General features: G+C 68.9%; 15 protein-coding genes and 1 riboswitch. Of the genes, 8 read left to right on the top strand and 7 right to left on the bottom strand.

Features of this window, described 5'->3' with window-relative positions; translation table 11 throughout:
• Positions 1-1,235 (bottom strand): methyl-accepting chemotaxis protein (locus V7Z54_RS07450; RefSeq protein WP_334135537.1); only part of this gene is annotated, 1,235 nt, incomplete at its 3' end.
• A 14-nt stretch (positions 1,236-1,249) separates the two neighbouring features.
• Positions 1,250-1,744, bottom strand: coding sequence for a chemotaxis protein CheW (locus tag V7Z54_RS07445; protein ID WP_334135536.1), 495 nt, complete (start codon positions 1,742-1,744; stop codon positions 1,250-1,252).
• Between the two features lie 266 nt (positions 1,745-2,010).
• Between V7Z54_RS07445 and V7Z54_RS07440 the strand changes: the two genes are divergently transcribed.
• Entirely contained in the window at positions 2,011-2,394 is a 384-nt protein-coding gene (locus V7Z54_RS07440) for a hypothetical protein (protein WP_334135535.1), read from the top strand.
• Here the strand turns inward: V7Z54_RS07440 and V7Z54_RS07435 are convergent.
• Together V7Z54_RS07435 and V7Z54_RS07430 are read right to left on the bottom strand one after the other, a co-directional pair.
• Positions 2,375-2,920 carry an adenine phosphoribosyltransferase gene (locus V7Z54_RS07435; RefSeq protein ID WP_334135534.1) on the bottom strand — a complete coding sequence of 182 codons (546 nt, stop codon included), beginning with the start codon at positions 2,918-2,920 and terminating at the stop codon, positions 2,375-2,377. The genes V7Z54_RS07440 and V7Z54_RS07435 overlap by 20 nt on opposite strands.
• A gap of 8 nt (positions 2,921-2,928) precedes the next feature.
• Positions 2,929-4,911, bottom strand: a complete 1,983-nt coding sequence (locus V7Z54_RS07430; RefSeq protein ID WP_334135532.1) for a monovalent cation:proton antiporter-2 (CPA2) family protein — start codon at positions 4,909-4,911, stop codon at positions 2,929-2,931.
• Positions 4,912-5,034: 123 nt separating this feature from the next.
• Here V7Z54_RS07430 and V7Z54_RS07425 point away from each other — a divergent pair, with 123 nt between their 5' ends.
• From V7Z54_RS07425 to lptC, 3 genes are read left to right on the top strand one after another with little or no spacing between them, the layout of a single operon-like run.
• Positions 5,035-6,186 (top strand): KpsF/GutQ family sugar-phosphate isomerase, encoded by a 1,152-nt coding sequence (locus V7Z54_RS07425; protein ID WP_334135530.1) that lies wholly within the window; start codon positions 5,035-5,037, stop codon positions 6,184-6,186.
• The gene (locus V7Z54_RS07420) at positions 6,186-6,734 is read left to right on the top strand and encodes a KdsC family phosphatase (protein WP_334135529.1); all 549 of its coding nucleotides are present in this window, start codon (positions 6,186-6,188) and stop codon (positions 6,732-6,734) included. The genes V7Z54_RS07425 and V7Z54_RS07420 overlap by 1 nt, the downstream gene beginning before the upstream one ends.
• Positions 6,731-7,384: an LPS export ABC transporter periplasmic protein LptC gene (gene lptC, locus V7Z54_RS07415; RefSeq protein ID WP_334135528.1), complete on the top strand. Its 654-nt coding sequence runs from the start codon at positions 6,731-6,733 to the stop codon at positions 7,382-7,384. Before V7Z54_RS07420 ends, lptC begins: the two co-directional genes overlap by 4 nt.
• On the opposite strand, the gene V7Z54_RS07410 is transcribed toward lptC, so the two are convergent.
• Both V7Z54_RS07410 and V7Z54_RS07405 read right to left on the bottom strand, forming a co-directional pair.
• Positions 7,378-7,746 carry an RNA recognition motif domain-containing protein gene (locus V7Z54_RS07410; RefSeq protein ID WP_334135526.1) on the bottom strand — a complete coding sequence of 123 codons (369 nt, stop codon included), beginning with the start codon at positions 7,744-7,746 and terminating at the stop codon, positions 7,378-7,380. The genes lptC and V7Z54_RS07410 overlap by 7 nt on opposite strands.
• Positions 7,747-8,008: 262 nt before the next feature.
• Positions 8,009-8,869: a formate/nitrite transporter family protein gene (locus V7Z54_RS07405; RefSeq protein ID WP_334135525.1), complete on the bottom strand. Its 861-nt coding sequence runs from the start codon at positions 8,867-8,869 to the stop codon at positions 8,009-8,011.
• A 39-nt stretch (positions 8,870-8,908) separates the two neighbouring features.
• Positions 8,909-8,985, top strand: a riboswitch (SAM riboswitch).
• Between the two features lie 49 nt (positions 8,986-9,034).
• Between V7Z54_RS07405 and metX the strand changes: the two genes are divergently transcribed.
• Together metX and metW are read left to right on the top strand one after the other, a co-directional pair.
• Entirely contained in the window at positions 9,035-10,303 is a 1,269-nt protein-coding gene (gene metX / locus V7Z54_RS07400) for a homoserine O-succinyltransferase MetX (RefSeq protein ID WP_334135524.1), read from the top strand.
• A 4-nt stretch (positions 10,304-10,307) separates the two neighbouring features.
• Positions 10,308-10,892, top strand: coding sequence for a methionine biosynthesis protein MetW (gene metW / locus V7Z54_RS07395; protein ID WP_334135523.1), 585 nt, complete (start codon positions 10,308-10,310; stop codon positions 10,890-10,892).
• 155 nt (positions 10,893-11,047) lie between these two features.
• Here metW and V7Z54_RS07390 read toward each other — a convergent pair whose 3' ends face one another.
• Positions 11,048-12,358: an aspartate aminotransferase family protein gene (locus tag V7Z54_RS07390; protein WP_334135538.1), complete on the bottom strand. Its 1,311-nt coding sequence runs from the start codon at positions 12,356-12,358 to the stop codon at positions 11,048-11,050.
• A gap of 223 nt (positions 12,359-12,581) precedes the next feature.
• On the opposite strand from V7Z54_RS07390, the gene V7Z54_RS07385 reads away from it, so the two are divergent.
• Together V7Z54_RS07385 and V7Z54_RS07380 are read left to right on the top strand one after the other, a co-directional pair.
• Positions 12,582-13,073 carry a sirohydrochlorin chelatase gene (locus tag V7Z54_RS07385; protein WP_334135521.1) on the top strand — a complete coding sequence of 164 codons (492 nt, stop codon included), beginning with the start codon at positions 12,582-12,584 and terminating at the stop codon, positions 13,071-13,073.
• Positions 13,074-13,277: 204 nt separating this feature from the next.
• Positions 13,278-14,216: nitrite/sulfite reductase (locus V7Z54_RS07380; protein WP_334135520.1), on the top strand; the 939-nt coding region annotated here is incomplete at its 3' end.

Here is a 14,216-nt window from a genome sequence, read left to right as displayed (position 1 = left end):
TCTTCGGCGGGCAGACGAAACACCTCAACCATCCGTGCCAACCGTTCAGCCTGCGCGCGCACGTGGCTGGCGGTGTCGCTGCTGTGCGCCACCAGTCGGGTGTTTTGCTCGGTCATCTGGTCCACTTCGGCAACGGCCGCGTTGATCTGCGCCAGCCCTTGCGCTTGCCGCTGGGTGGCGGCCGAAATATCGGCAATGAAGGAGGAGACTTGCTCGGCGTTGGCCACGACTTCGCGAATGGTGCCGCCAGCGCCGTGCACCTGCTCGGTGCCGGCGCGCACCTTGTCCACACTGGCTTCAATGAGGGCCTTGATTTCGCGCGCGGCCTGCGCACTGCGCTGCGCCAGCGCCCGCACTTCGCCGGCCACCACCGCAAAGCCACGGCCGGCCTCGCCCGCGCGCGCTGCCTCCACCGCCGCGTTGAGCGCCAGGATGTTGGTCTGGAACGCAATGCCGTCGATGACGCTGGTGATGTGGGCGATTTTTTCGCTGGAGGCGCGGATGTCGTCCATGGTGGTGACGATGGCACCGACCGCTTGCCCACTGCGGTCGGCGGCGTCGGCGTTGCGCTGCGCCAGCGCGATGGCGGCTTGGGCCGCGTCCCGGGTGGCGCCCAGGCTTTGGGTCAACTCGGCCACGCTGGCCGCGGTCTGGCGCAGGTGCTCGGCGGTCTGCTCGGTGCGCTGGGCCAGATCGCGGCTGCCACTGGCCACGCCTTCGGCGGTGTGGCGCAGGCGCTCGGCGGTGGTGCGCACCTCACCCACCGTGCGCGCCAGCGCCGTCTGCATATCGGCCAGACTGCGCATCAGCTCGGCCAGCTCGTCGCGCCCCCCTACGTCGGGTCGCGTCGTCAGGTCGCCACGGGCGATGGCCACCGCCATGCCCTGCGCCTGCTGCACCGGCACCACGATGCTGCGCATATTGGCCCAGGTGGTAGGAGCCACCACCAACAAGGCCAGCAAAGCCGCCACGAGCAAGGCACCGATGGACTGCCATTTGAGTTCTTCACCGCGCTCGGTCAGGCGGATCATCTCGGTGGCAAACGCCTCCCCGCTTTTGCCCGCCGTGGCCTCCCAGGCCAGGGTCAGCGCCTCGTGCTGCGCGATCTGCATGTGGTGCACCGCCCACACCCCCACGCCCACCAGCGCCAGCAACAGCACCAGCACCACGCCGATGGCGCCGAGCATGCGCACGCGCACACTCCACAGCCGCATCCAGCACGTCGATCCACCCATGGCGTTCTCCGTGTTCAGGTGCCGTCCGTCAGCCCCATGTCGGGGCTGCCCATCAGCGCCTCGATGTCCATCAGGATTAACATGCGCTCTCCCACACTGGCGATACCGGTGATGAAGGCGGTATCGACGGTGCTGGAGGTCATCTCGGGCGCTGGCCGAATCTGCTCGCGCGGCAGCTCCAGCACGTCGGACACCGAATCGACGACGACACCGACGACCCGACCCTTGACGTTGAGCACGATCACCACCGTCAGGCCGTTGTACTCGACACTGGCGCAGCCGAGCTTGATGCGCAAATCCACCACCGGCACGATGACGCCGCGCAAGTTGACCACGCCGAGCATATGCGAGGGCGCGTTGGCGATGCGCGTCGGCGGCTCGTAGGAGCGGATTTCTTGCACACGCAAAATATCGATGCCGTATTCCTCGGCCCCGAGACGGAAGGTCAGGTATTCGGCACCGGAGGCATGCGCCCCAACGGCGGGCGCGGCGGCAGCGACGGCAGACATCGGTTCTCCTTGAGGTGGATGACAAACCACCGTCCACCCGCTGCGCGCTGGCCACGGCAGCGGCAGCAGGCGAGATGCGGTCCGGATCAGGCGTAGATTACCTCAAAACCCGGCCTCTGCTAGCCGGAAATCGCACCGAGCCGACCGGCTGCTGTACCGAGATCACGGATTGCGCGTCACCATGTGCGGGTTGGCACGGCCCCCGTCCGCTATCCCATGAGCCCGCAAACCCCTGCTGCACCGCCCGCCATCGGCGGCAGCCGCTGGTGCATCTGTTGGCAGCGCTGGTGGCCTTAGCCGGCAGCGCCCATGGCGGCCAGTCCGGTCCGCCCAACCCGCGCCGGCTGCAGCGCGAACGCGTCGCCGCCTGGGTGCGCGGCGTGGTGTCGAACCGCTGGCGGGTGCGTGCCCTGTCGTTGGATCGCGCCGGCGTGCAACACCTGGTGCTGATGGGCGAGCCGCCGCCGACGGCGGGCCGGGCGGTGGGGTCGACGCCGCAAGCCGCGCGGCTGCAAGCCAAGGTGCCACAGGAAGCGGCGCACGCGCTGGGGCTGCAAGTGCGCGCGCTGTACTGGCGTGGCGCGCAGCGGCCAGCAGCACCCCAACCGGCCGGCGACGACGCGCACGCGCTCAGTGCCCCTCGAAGCTGACCAGGGTAAACAGCGGCAGCCCGGCCTCCTGCAGCCGCTGCACGCCACCGAGCTCGGGCAGCGCCACGATGGCCGCACCTTCCGTCACCCTGGCCCCCAGCTTTTCCAGCAGCTTCTTGCCGGCCATCATGGTGCCGCCGGTAGCGATCAGGTCGTCGATCAGCAGCACGCGGTCGCCGGGCTGCACAGCGTCGGTGTGCAGCTCCACGGTGGCGCTGCCGTACTCCAGCTCATAGGTCTCTTCTACCGTGGTAAAGGGCAGCTTGCCCTTCTTGCGGATGGGCACGAAGCCCACGCCCAGCTCGTAGGCCACCACCGAGCCGATGATGAAGCCGCGTGCGTCCAGCCCGGCGACGACGTCCGGGCGCATGGCGCGATCCATGTAGCGATGCACGAAAGCGTCGATGAGGACGCGAAAAACCTTGGGGTCCTGCAGCAGCGGGGTGATGTCGCGGAACTGCACCCCCGGTGCCGGCCAGTCGGGTACGGTGCGGATGTGGGCTTTGAGGTAGGCGGCGGTGTCCATGACGCCGATTATCCGGCCAGCAGGCGCGCTTCGGCCAGTGCCAGCGCTTCGGGCACGCCAAACAGCACCACGGCGTCGCCGCCCTGCAGCGCCAGGTCGTCGGTGGGGGCCTGACGCTGCCCGCCGGCGCGGCGCACGCTCATCACGCGCACGCCCAGGGTGTCCAGGGCCAGATCGCCCAGCGTGCGGCCCACGGTGGGGCCGGCGCGCGGCACCACCACGGTGGCCAGCCGCTCGTGCTGCGCCTCGTCGGTGTCGTCGTCGGCACCGTGAAAGTAGCCGCGCAGCAGTTGGTAGCGCGCGGCGCGCTGCTCCTGCACCAGCCGCACCACGCGTCGCAGCGGCACGCCCACCAGCGCCAGCGCGTGGCTGGCCAGCATCAGGCTGGCTTCCAGTGCCTCGGGCACCACTTCGGTGGCGCCGGCCGCCTGCAAGCGCGCCAAGTCGGCGTCATCCACGGTGCGCACCACCACCGGCACATGCGGGGCGTGCTCGCGCACGTGGTGCAGCACCTTCAGCGCGCTGGGCGTGTCCAGATAGGTGATGACGACGGCGGCGGCGCGCGACAGACCCGCCGCCTTGAGCGCCTGCAGCCGCGCGGCGTCGCCAAAGACCACCGAGTGGCCCGCAGCGGCGGCCTGGCGCACGCGGTCGGGGTCGAGGTCCAGCGCCATGTAGGGCATGCCCTCGGCGTCGAGCAGACTGGCCAGGTTTTGGCCGCAGCGCCCGTAGCCGCAGATGATGACGTGCCCCTGCGTGCCGATGGCACGGCGTGCAATTTGTGTCATCTGCACCGACTGCATCAGCCAGTCGCTGCCCACCAGGCGCCCGACCAGCGTATTGCTGTGCTGGACAATGAGCGGCGTCAACAGCATCGACACCACCATCGAGGCCAGCGTGGGGTTGAACAGCGCCGGCGGCACCAGGCCATTCTGGTTGGCCAGCTGCAGCAGCACCAGACCGAATTCCCCCGCCTGCATCAGGTACAGCCCTACGCGCAGCGACACGCCCAGCGGCGCGCCGAACGCATGGGTCACGGCAGTGATTAGCGCCACCTTGAACGCCAGCGACAGCGCCAGCAGCAGCAACACCAGCGGCCAGCGCTCCAGCACCACGCGCCAGTCCAGCATCATGCCGATAGTGATGAAAAACAGCCCCAGCAGCACGTCGTGAAAGGGGCGGATATCGGTCTCGACTTGGTGCTTGTATTCGGTCTCGGCGATCAGCATGCCGGCCACGAACGCCCCCAGCGCCAGGCTCAGGCCCGCGTGCTCGGTCAGCCACGCCAGCCCCAGCGTGACCAGCAGCAGGTTGAGCATGAACAGTTCCTGGCTCTTGCGCCGCGCCACCAGCGTTAGCCACCAGCGCATCAGGCGCTGGCCACCGGTGAGCAACAGCGCCAGCAGCGCGCCCGCCTTCAGCAGCGCCAGCCCCAGCGCCCACAGCAAGTCGTCGGGGTCGGCCCCCAACGCCGGAATCAGCACCAGCAGCGGCACCACGGCCAAGTCCTGAAATAGCAGGATGCCGACGATGCGCTGGCCGTGTTCGGACTCCAGCTCCAGCCGGTCGGCCAGCAGCTTGACGACGATGGCGGTGCTGCTCATGGCCATCACGCCACCCATGGCCAGCGCCATCTGCCAGTGCATCTGCCACCACTGCGGCAGCAGCCAACCCAGCAGCAGCGACGCCGCCGTCGTCAGCAGCACCGTCAGCCCCACCTGCGCTGCGCCCAGCCCAAAGACGTGCCGCTTCATGGCGCGCAGTTTGGGCAGGCTAAATTCCAGCCCGATGGCAAACATCAAAAACACCACGCCAAACTCGGCCAGGTAGCGCAGTCCAGCCGAGTTTTGCGCCAGCGCCAGCGCGTGTGGGCCGATCAGCACGCCCACCGCCAGATAGCCAATCATGGCCGGCAGGTGCAGCAGCCGACACACCACCACCCCCAGTACGGCGGCCAGCAGGTACAGCAGGGCCAGATCGAGCGCGTTCATCGGAGTGCAATCTTACGGGGTTGGCCACGGGCGGCGGGCGAACCTGCGGCGCGGCGACACTCGGCTGGGACCGTCGTGACGCTGCGGGATGACGCGTTGGCGCGCGGACGGATAATGCGGGGCATGTCTTCTGCGTTTTCCTCTGGTACGGATGACCGCTCTGCTGCGGTGCAGGACAACAGCACACCGCCGCGGGGTGGTGCGGTGGATTCGGAACACGAGCCGCCCGCCAGCACCACCACCAGCGTCTCTCCGACCAGCCCTGAGGTGCGCGTCGGCGCCAAGGTCGGCACGGCACCAGACGACGACACGCTGCTCGCGCTAGGGCGCGAGGCGCTGACCATCGAAATCCAGGGCTTGCAGGCGCTGGCCGCGCGGCTGGATGGGCGCTTTGCGCAGGCGGTGCGCACACTGCTGGCCTGCCGTGGACGCGTCGTCGTCACCGGCATGGGCAAAAGCGGCCACGTGGGGCGCAAGATCGCCGCCACGCTGGCCTCCACCGGCACGCCGGCGCTGTTCATGCACCCGGCCGAAGCCAGCCACGGCGACCTAGGCATGATCACGCCCGCCGACGCCGTGCTGGCGATCAGCAACTCCGGCGAAAGCGACGAGCTCACCATCATCGTGCCGCTGATCAAGCGCATGGGCGTGCCGCTGGTGGCGATGACGGGGCGGGCCGATTCGACGCTGGCGCGCCATGCCGACATCGTGCTGGACACCGCGGTGGCGCGCGAAGCCTGCCCGCTAAACCTGGCCCCCACGGCCAGCACCACTGCACAGCTGGCCATGGGCGACGCGCTGGCGGTGGCGCTGCTGAGCGCGCGCGGCTTTCGGCCCGACGATTTTGCGCGTTCGCACCCGGGCGGGGCGCTGGGGCGGCGGCTGCTGACGCTGGTGCGCGACGTGATGCGGCCGCTGCAGGCCACCCCGCGCGTGCCGCCCGAGGCGCCGCTGGTGGAGGTCATGCGTGAGATGAGCGCCAAGGGGCTGGGGGCCACCGCCATCGTGGACGAATCTGGGCGGCCCATCGGCATCTTTACCGACGGCGACCTGCGGCGCTTGATCGAACGCCATGTGGGCGAAGACCTGCGCGCACTGACCGCGCAGGCCATTATGCACCCGCAGCCGCGCACGGTGCGCCCGGCGATGCTGGCAGTGGAGGCGGCGGCCCTGATGGAAACCCACCGCATCACCAGCGTGCTGGTGGTGGATGACACACAGCGGCTGGTGGGAGCGTTGAACCACCATGACCTGATGCGCGCGAAGGTGATCTGATGACCCCGGTACTGCGCTTTGCACCCGAGCTGCTGCTGCGTGCCCAGGACGTGCGGGTGGCGTTCTTCGACGTCGATGGCGTGCTGACGGACGGCGGCCTGTACTATGGGCCACAGGGCGAAGAGCTGAAGCGTTTTCACACGCTGGACGGCCACGGCCTGAAGCTGCTGCAGCGCGCCGGTATCGAACCCGCGGTCATCTCCGGACGCGACGCCACGGCGCTGCGGCTGCGCCTGCAGGCGCTGGGCGTGCGCCACGCCCGCTTGGGCACCGAAGCCAAACGCGCCGCGGCACAGGAGGTGCTGGAGGTGCTGGGACTGGACTGGTCGCAGGCCGCCGCCATCGGCGACGACTGGCCCGACCTAGCGCTGCTGCAGCGCTGCGCGCTGGCGGTGGCGCCCCCCACCGCGCACGCCGAGGTGCGCGCGCGCGTGCACCACGTCACGCAGGCGCTGCCCGGCAGCGGCGCGGCGCGCGAGTTCTGCGATCTGCTGCTGGCGGCCAGCGGCCACTACCGCGCGCTGCTGCAGGAGGCACTGGACGCATGAGGGGCGCGACTATCCAGGGAACGGGGCGCTGCCAGGCCCTGTGGGATCGGGTATCGCTGTACCTGCCGGTGCTGTTGATGGGCGCGCTGGCGCTGGGCAGCTACGCCATCGTACAGCGGGTACCGATGCCGGCAACCCCGACCCCGCAACCGCCGCTGGCGCAGGGTCAGCCCGACTATCGGCTGGAGAACTTCGTGTGGCACCGCTACGGGCCCGACGGCCAGCTGGTGCTGACCGTGCACGGCCGCCAGCTCGACCACTTCCCGGTCAGCCAAGACAGCCGTGTCCTGCAAGCCCGCCTGATACGCTACGACCGGCGGCGCGGCCTGCGCACCGAAGCGCGGGCCGACACCTTGCACACCGACGACGAGCGCCGCGCCTACCGACTGGAGGGCGACGTACACGTGGTGCGTGAGGCCATGCCCGCAACGCCACGGCCAACGACCACGCCGCGCCTGACCATTGCCGGTGAGACGCTGACGTGGCTGACCGCAGAGCGACTGCTGTTGTCGGAGCAGCCAGTGCGGATCACCCGCGGCACCGACACCCTGCACGGCAACCGTCTGCGCTACGACGAGGCCAGCGGCGTGCTCGACCTGCAGGGACAGGTGCGAGCCACCCTGGTGGCCCGCAGCGCTGCGCGTCAGTAGCTGTCGCGACGGCGCCCGGCGCCGTAGGGGCTGCGGAACTGCCCTTCGCCGCCGCCAAACCCGCCACCGTCACGGCGGCCCCCGCCAAAGCCACCGCTGCGCGGCGGCCGCGCCTCCATGGGGCGCGCCTCGTTGACCACCAAGTTGCGGCCCCCCATCGACTGCCCATTCAGCCCCGAAATGGCGGCCTGCGCCTCGGCGTCGCTACCCATTACGACAAAGCCAAAACCCTTGGAGCGACCGGTGTCGCGCTCCATCATCACCTTGGCGCTGGACACCTGACCGTAGGCGCTGAAGGCCTGTTCGAGGTCGGCATCACGCACCGAATACGGCAGATTGCCGACGTACAACTTGTTGCCCATCTGGGACTCCTGAAAAAACCACACGACACGAGAGACAAGGGACGGAGCCCCGACGGCACACAAGTCAACCCACTGCAGCACGCGAAACCAACCAGTCACCTCATGCCGGGCGTCGCGGACACCCGGCTGCGCGCATTATGCGCGGATTTAGCCGCCGGCGCCACACGCGGGGCACGAACGGCAGCCGCAAGGCAGGTTTGATGCGTCGAAACAACACCACGCGCCGGCGCCGCGCGCGCCGACCGCCGTGCGCGCCGTGCGTTCAGCCGCGGCCGTCCGGTGGTGGTGCCTCGCCAGCCGGCGCCGACGGTGCCCCGATGCCGCGCCGGTAAATCAGGTGGTATGTCAGGCCCACCAGCACGCTGCCACCGACCAGGTTGCCGGCGATCACCGGCACCAAGTTGCCGAACATGCCGACCACCGTCACCGCGGTGCCAGGCTCGGCGTGTCCAGCCTGCACCAGCAGCGCCAGCGGAAAGAAAAACATGTTGGCGATACTGTGCTCGAAACCCGCGGCCACGAAGGTGGCAATCGGCGGCACGATCGCCACCGCCTTGTCGACAACGCTGCGGCCGGCCATCGCCATCCACACCGCCAGACAGACCAGCACGTTGCACATCACGCCACGAAAAAACGCCGCCTGCCACGACAGCTCCTGCTTGGCGTGCGCGATTTGCACCACACGCACGGCCACCGCACCCCCATTCAGGCCGGTCTGCCCGCTGAGGTGAATCAACAGCGCCACGGCGGCTGCACCGGCAAAGTTGGCCAGACACACCAGCACCCAGTTGCGCAGCACCGCACGCGACCCGATCAGGCCCTCCGCCCACGCCATGGCGAGCAGGTTGTTGCCCGTGAACAGCTCGGCACCAGCCACCACCACCATCAGCAGCCCCAGCGAGAAGACGAGCCCGCCCAGCCACTGCGAGACAGCCCAGCCCAGGCTGGTGTCGGCCTTGACGATCAGGAAGGCAAAGGCGCCCAGCGCGATGAAGGCCCCCGCCAGCACCCCCAGCATCACCAGCGGCAGTGCCGCCATCTGCGCCTTGGCCACACCCACGGTCTCGATGCGTCGGGCGACCTCGCGCGGCGCGTAGGCATCAGAACCAAACAGCTCGGACATGTGGCGTTTCTCCCCGGGCACGACGCCCGTTGCCGTTATACTGCAGGCAGCGCCGATTTGGGTCCCGCTTGCGGGCGCGTAACAAATTCCGCTAAAGAGGAAGGGTCGCGGACACGCCGCGGGCGAGCAGGCATTCCCGGTCACGGCGCGCTGGAAGGATACTCCGTGATCGTCACGCCCCAACGCCTGTCGTTTACCGAGCCGCTGCGGCTGCAAAGTGGCGCCGTGCTGCCCGCTTTCGAGCTGGTGTACGAAACCTATGGCACCCTGTCGCCCGCACGCGACAACGCGGTGCTGATCTGCCACGCCCTCAACGCCTCGCACCACGTGGCCGGGCACTACGCCGACGAGCACGGCCAGCCCCTGCCCAAGAGTGAGGGCTGGTGGCACAACATGGTCGGCCCCGGCAAGCCGGTGGACACCCACCGCTTTTTTGTCATCGGCGTCAACAACCTGGGCTCGTGTTTCGGCTCCACCGGCCCCACGCACGTCAACCCCGCCACCGGCGAGCCGTGGGGTGCGGACTTTCCGGTCGTCACCGTGGAGGACTGGGTCAACGCGCAGGCGCGGCTGCTCGATGCGCTGGGCATCGGGCAACTGGCGGCAGTGATGGGTGGCAGCCTCGGCGGCATGCAGGCGCTTTCATGGACGCTGCAGTACCCCGAGCGCGTGCGGCATGCGGTCATCATCGCCAGCGCACCCAACCTGACCGCGGAAAACATCGCCTTCAACGAGGTGGCGCGGCGCGCCATCATCACCGATCCGGACTTTCACGGCGGCCACTACCTGCGCCACGGCACCAAGCCGCGGCGTGGCCTGCGCATTGCGCGCATGATCGGCCACATCACGTACTTGAGCGACGACGTGATGAACGAAAAGTTTGGCCGGCGGCTGCGCCCATTGGTGCAGGCCGTGCGTGATGGCGACACCGAGGCCGCCCAGCGGCTGGCCTACCGCTACACCACGCAGGACATCGAGTTCGAAATCGAGAGCTACCTGCGCCACCAGGGCGACAAATTCAGCGAATATTTCGACGCCAACACCTACTTGCTGATCACGCGCGCACTGGACTACTTCGATCCGGCGCGCGCGTACGACGGCAACTTGAGCGCCGCCCTGGCGCGCGCCCGGGCCGACTTTCTGCTGGTCTCATTCAGCACCGACTGGCGGTTTTCTCCGGCGCGCAGCCGCGAGATCGTACAGGCGCTGCTAGACAACCGGCGCCGGGTAAGCTACTGCGAAATCGACGCCCCACACGGGCACGACGCGTTCTTGCTGGATGACGCCCGCTACCACGCGGCGGTGCGCGCGTACTTCCAGCACCGCGTCGGCGCCGCCGGCGGCGCGCGTGGTTCAGCTGCGGCGTCTGCCCCCGACGCCGCGATCACGCCCCCCACCGACACGGCCCCTGCCGGGGCCGGCCGCGGAGCCTGAAGCGATGAGCGACCGTCTGACACAGGAACTGATTGCCCAGTGGGTGCCGCGCGGCGCGCGCGTGCTCGACTTGGGCTGCGGCGATGGTGCGCTGCTGGCGTACCTGCGCGACGCGCGCGGCTGCAGCGGCTACGGCGTCGAAATCGACGACGCGCAGGTGCTGGCCTGCCTGCAGCGCGGCCTGGACGTGTTGCAGCTCAACCTGGAGCAGGGGCTGGCGATGTTTGCCGACGACAGTTTCGACATGGTGCTGCAAATCGACACACTGCAGCACCTGCGCAACGCCGAAACCATGCTGCGCGAGACCGCGCGCGTGGGCCGCAGCGCCATCGTCGCCTTCCCCAATTTCGCGCACTGGCCCAATCGGCTGCGCGTGCTGGCCGGACGCATGCCGGTGACCAAGCGCCTGCCCTACCAGTGGTATGACACGCCCAACATCCGCGTGGGCACCTTTGCCGACTTCGAGGTGCTGGCGCGACGCCTGGGCCTGCACATCGAGGACGCTTTCGGGTTGGAGGAAGGCCGCGTGGTGCGGCGCTGGCCCAACCTGCTGGCCAGCACCGCCGTGTTCAAGCTGACCCAGCGCTAACGCCTGCGCCCGCGGCCAGCGCGCCGTAGATCCGCGCCTGACGACGCGGGCGCCCTCCGGGCAAGCGCGCAACCCGCAACACCCGGTCATTGCCGGCACGCCGCAGTCCGGCGCGCGCGCGACAGCCCGCTGCGGCGGCCGGCGGACTGGCGCGGTCAGGCCAGCCCGCGCAGCGTCTCGCCCAGCGCGTCCACCAGACGGTCGACCTCGGCTTCGGTGCTGATGAAAGGCGGCGCCAGCTGCACCGTGTCGCCGCCGTAGCGCACGTAAAAGCCTTTGGCCCACATACGCATCGCCACCTCGAACGGGCGCCTGAGCGGCTCGCCCGGCACCGGCGCCAGCGTCAACCCGGCGGCCAAGCCGTAATTGCGGATGTCAGTGAGGTAAGGGGAGATGCCGCGCAGCGCATGCACCTTGGCTTCGAACACCGGCGCCAACGCACGCACACGCGCCAGCGCCTCGTCTTGCTGCAGCAGCTGCAGCGACGCCAGTGCAGCGGCGCAGGCCACCGGATGCGCCGAGTAGGTATAGCCGTGCGGCAGCTCCAGCGCGTACTCCGGGCCCCCGGCGGCCATGAACGTGTCGTAGATGTCCTGCCGCACCACCACGCCACCCAGCGGCTGCACCCCGTTGGTGACCTGCTTGGCGAAGTTGATCATGTCGGGCACCACGCCAAACGCCTCGGCTCCGGTCCACGCGCCACAGCGGCCAAAGCCGGTAATGACCTCATCGAAGATCAGCAGAATGTCGTGCGCGGTACAGATCTCACGCAGCCGCTGCAGGTAACCCTGGGGCGGCACCACGACGCCAGCCGAGCCGGAAAAGGGCTCGACGATGACGGCGGCGATGGTGGAGGCGTCGTGCAGCGCAATCAGGTCCAGCAGCTGCTCGGCCAATCCCAGCGCATACGGGGCCTGCGCAGGCGGCTGGCCACGAAAGAAGCTGCCCGCGGGCGGTTGCGTGTGCGGCAGGTGGTCGGCCTCCACCGCCTGCCCGAACAGCTTGCGGTTGCCGGCGATGCCCCCCACCGAAATCCCACCGAAGTTGACCCCGTGGTAGCCCTTGGCGCGGCCGATGAAGCGCGTCTTGCCGGCCTGCCCCCTGGCGCGCCAGTAGGCGCGCGCGATCTTGAGTGCGGTATCGGCCGCCTCTGAACCCGAAGCGGTGAAGAAGACCCGGTTCAGACCGGCGGGCATGCGCTCGACGATGCGATTGGCCAGTTCGAACGACAGCGGATGACCGAACTGGAATGCGGGCGAATAGTCGAGCGTGGCGACCTGACGGCTGACCGCCTCGACAATCTCGCGCCGGCCATGGCCCAGCCCCGTGCACCACAGGCCCGACAAGCCATCGAACACCCGCCGCCCCTCAGCATCGATCAGGTAGGCGCCCTCGGCGGCGACGATGAACCGCGGGTCGGCCTTGAACTGGCGGTTGCCTGTAAAAGGCATCCAGTGCGCGGCCATCCAGTGCGCCCCACCGGGGCGCAGCTCAGCGCTGGTGAGGGTGGCGGCAGCAGCCGGGCCGGGGGTGAGGGGACGGTCGGACAAATCCATGATGGCACGACACGAAGCGACAGACCGTGCCATTATGCGCGCAATGAACCCCCTCCACCAACCACCTGACAGTCGCGCCGGTCACTCGCCTGAGAGCCGGAACGCCACCGCCGCCACGCCAGGTCGCCCCCGCGTGGGCGAGCCTGCCGCCAGCCCCGACGGCGCGCCCCGGCAGGGCAGCCCGTCCCCGGTGCCGCCAGCGTCGGGGCTGATTTTGTTCGCGCACGGCGCGCGCGACCCGCTCTGGGCACAGCCCTTCGAGCGCGTGGCCGACGCCGTGCGTGCCGCCCGTCCCGATTGGGCGGTGACACTGGCCTTTCTGGAATTCATGGCGCCCGACCTACCCGGCGCCGGGGACTACCTGAGCGAAATCGGCTGCCGGCAAGTCACCGTGTTGCCGCTGTTTTTGGGCGTGGGCGGCCACGTGCGCCGGGATTTGCCCGCGCTGATAACAGACCTGCACACACGCCACCCCCACGTGCAGTGGACGCTGGCCCCCCCCATTGGCGAGGACTCCCGGTTGCTGCAGACATTGGTGACCATCGCGCTCGATCAGCTGTCCGACGGCGCACCGCCGACACCCGCTTCGCCACCCGGCGCGGACAGCGACACGACCATCGCGTGACCTAGCCGTTGCCGGAACCCCGACTGACACGCCTCTACCGCCACCGTCTCCGACAGGCAGCCTCGCCTGCGGCTGCGGTGTTGGAACATCGCCACCAAACCCGCCGGCTTATGCGGCTGCGTTATAGATATCAAACGATATTTTAGTTTGTTTTTTCATAACCGGATAACACAATCGCAGGCATCACGTGTTGCACGTCCTGCGATGTACCGGTATTCCGACTTCGACCGCCATTTCATCCGCCAACGCGCGGCGCAGTTCCGCGACCAGCTGCAACGCCACCTGGCCGGGCAGCTCAGCGCCGACGATTTCAAGCCGCTGCGGCTGCAAAACGGCTGGTACGTGCAGCGCCACGCACCGATGCTGCGCGTGGCCATCCCTTACGGCGAGTTGAGCAGCCGCCAACTGCGCACGCTGGCCCGCGTGGCGCGTGAGTTCGACCGCGTCACCGACGGGCCGTTTGCCGGGCAGGGAGGCTACGGCCACTTCACCACACGGCAGAACACCCAGTTCAACTGGATCCCGCTGGAGCGGGCCGCCGATGTGATGGATGTGCTGGCCGAGGCCGATCTGCACGGTATCCAGACCAGTGGCAACTGCATCCGCAACATCACCACTGACGCGCTGGCCGGCATCGCCCCTGACGAAGTGGTGGACCCGCGCCCCTACTGCGAGCTGCTGCGCCAGTGGAGCACGGTGCACCCCGAGTTTGCGTTTTTGCCGCGCAAGTTCAAGATCGCCGTCACCGGCGCGGCCGACGACCGCGCCGCCACCGCCTGGCACGATATCGGACTGCAGCTGCGCCGCAACGAGCAGGGCGAGGTGGGCTTTCGGGTGCTGGTGGGTGGCGGCATGGGTCGCACCCCCCTCATCGCCCCCGAACTGCACCCCTTCGTGCCGTGGCAGGAGATTTTGCTGTACCTGGAGGCGGTGCTGCGCCAGTACAACCTGTTCGGGCGGCGCGACAACCTGTACAAGGCCCGCATCAAGATTTTGGTCAAGGCCGAAGGGGAGCGCTTTGCCGAAGCGGTACGGCAGGAATTTGAAGCCATGCGGCGCGACGATGCGCTGCGCTCGGCACTGCGCCTGACGCCTGAGCAACTGCAGCGCGTGCAGGCGTGCTTCGAGGTGCCACCGGGGGTG

The sequence above is a fragment of the Tepidimonas sp. genome, from assembly GCF_036824975.1.
GTDB lineage: Bacteria > Pseudomonadota > Gammaproteobacteria > Burkholderiales > Burkholderiaceae_C > Tepidimonas.
This window is presented reverse-complemented; position numbering and strand designations above follow the sequence as displayed.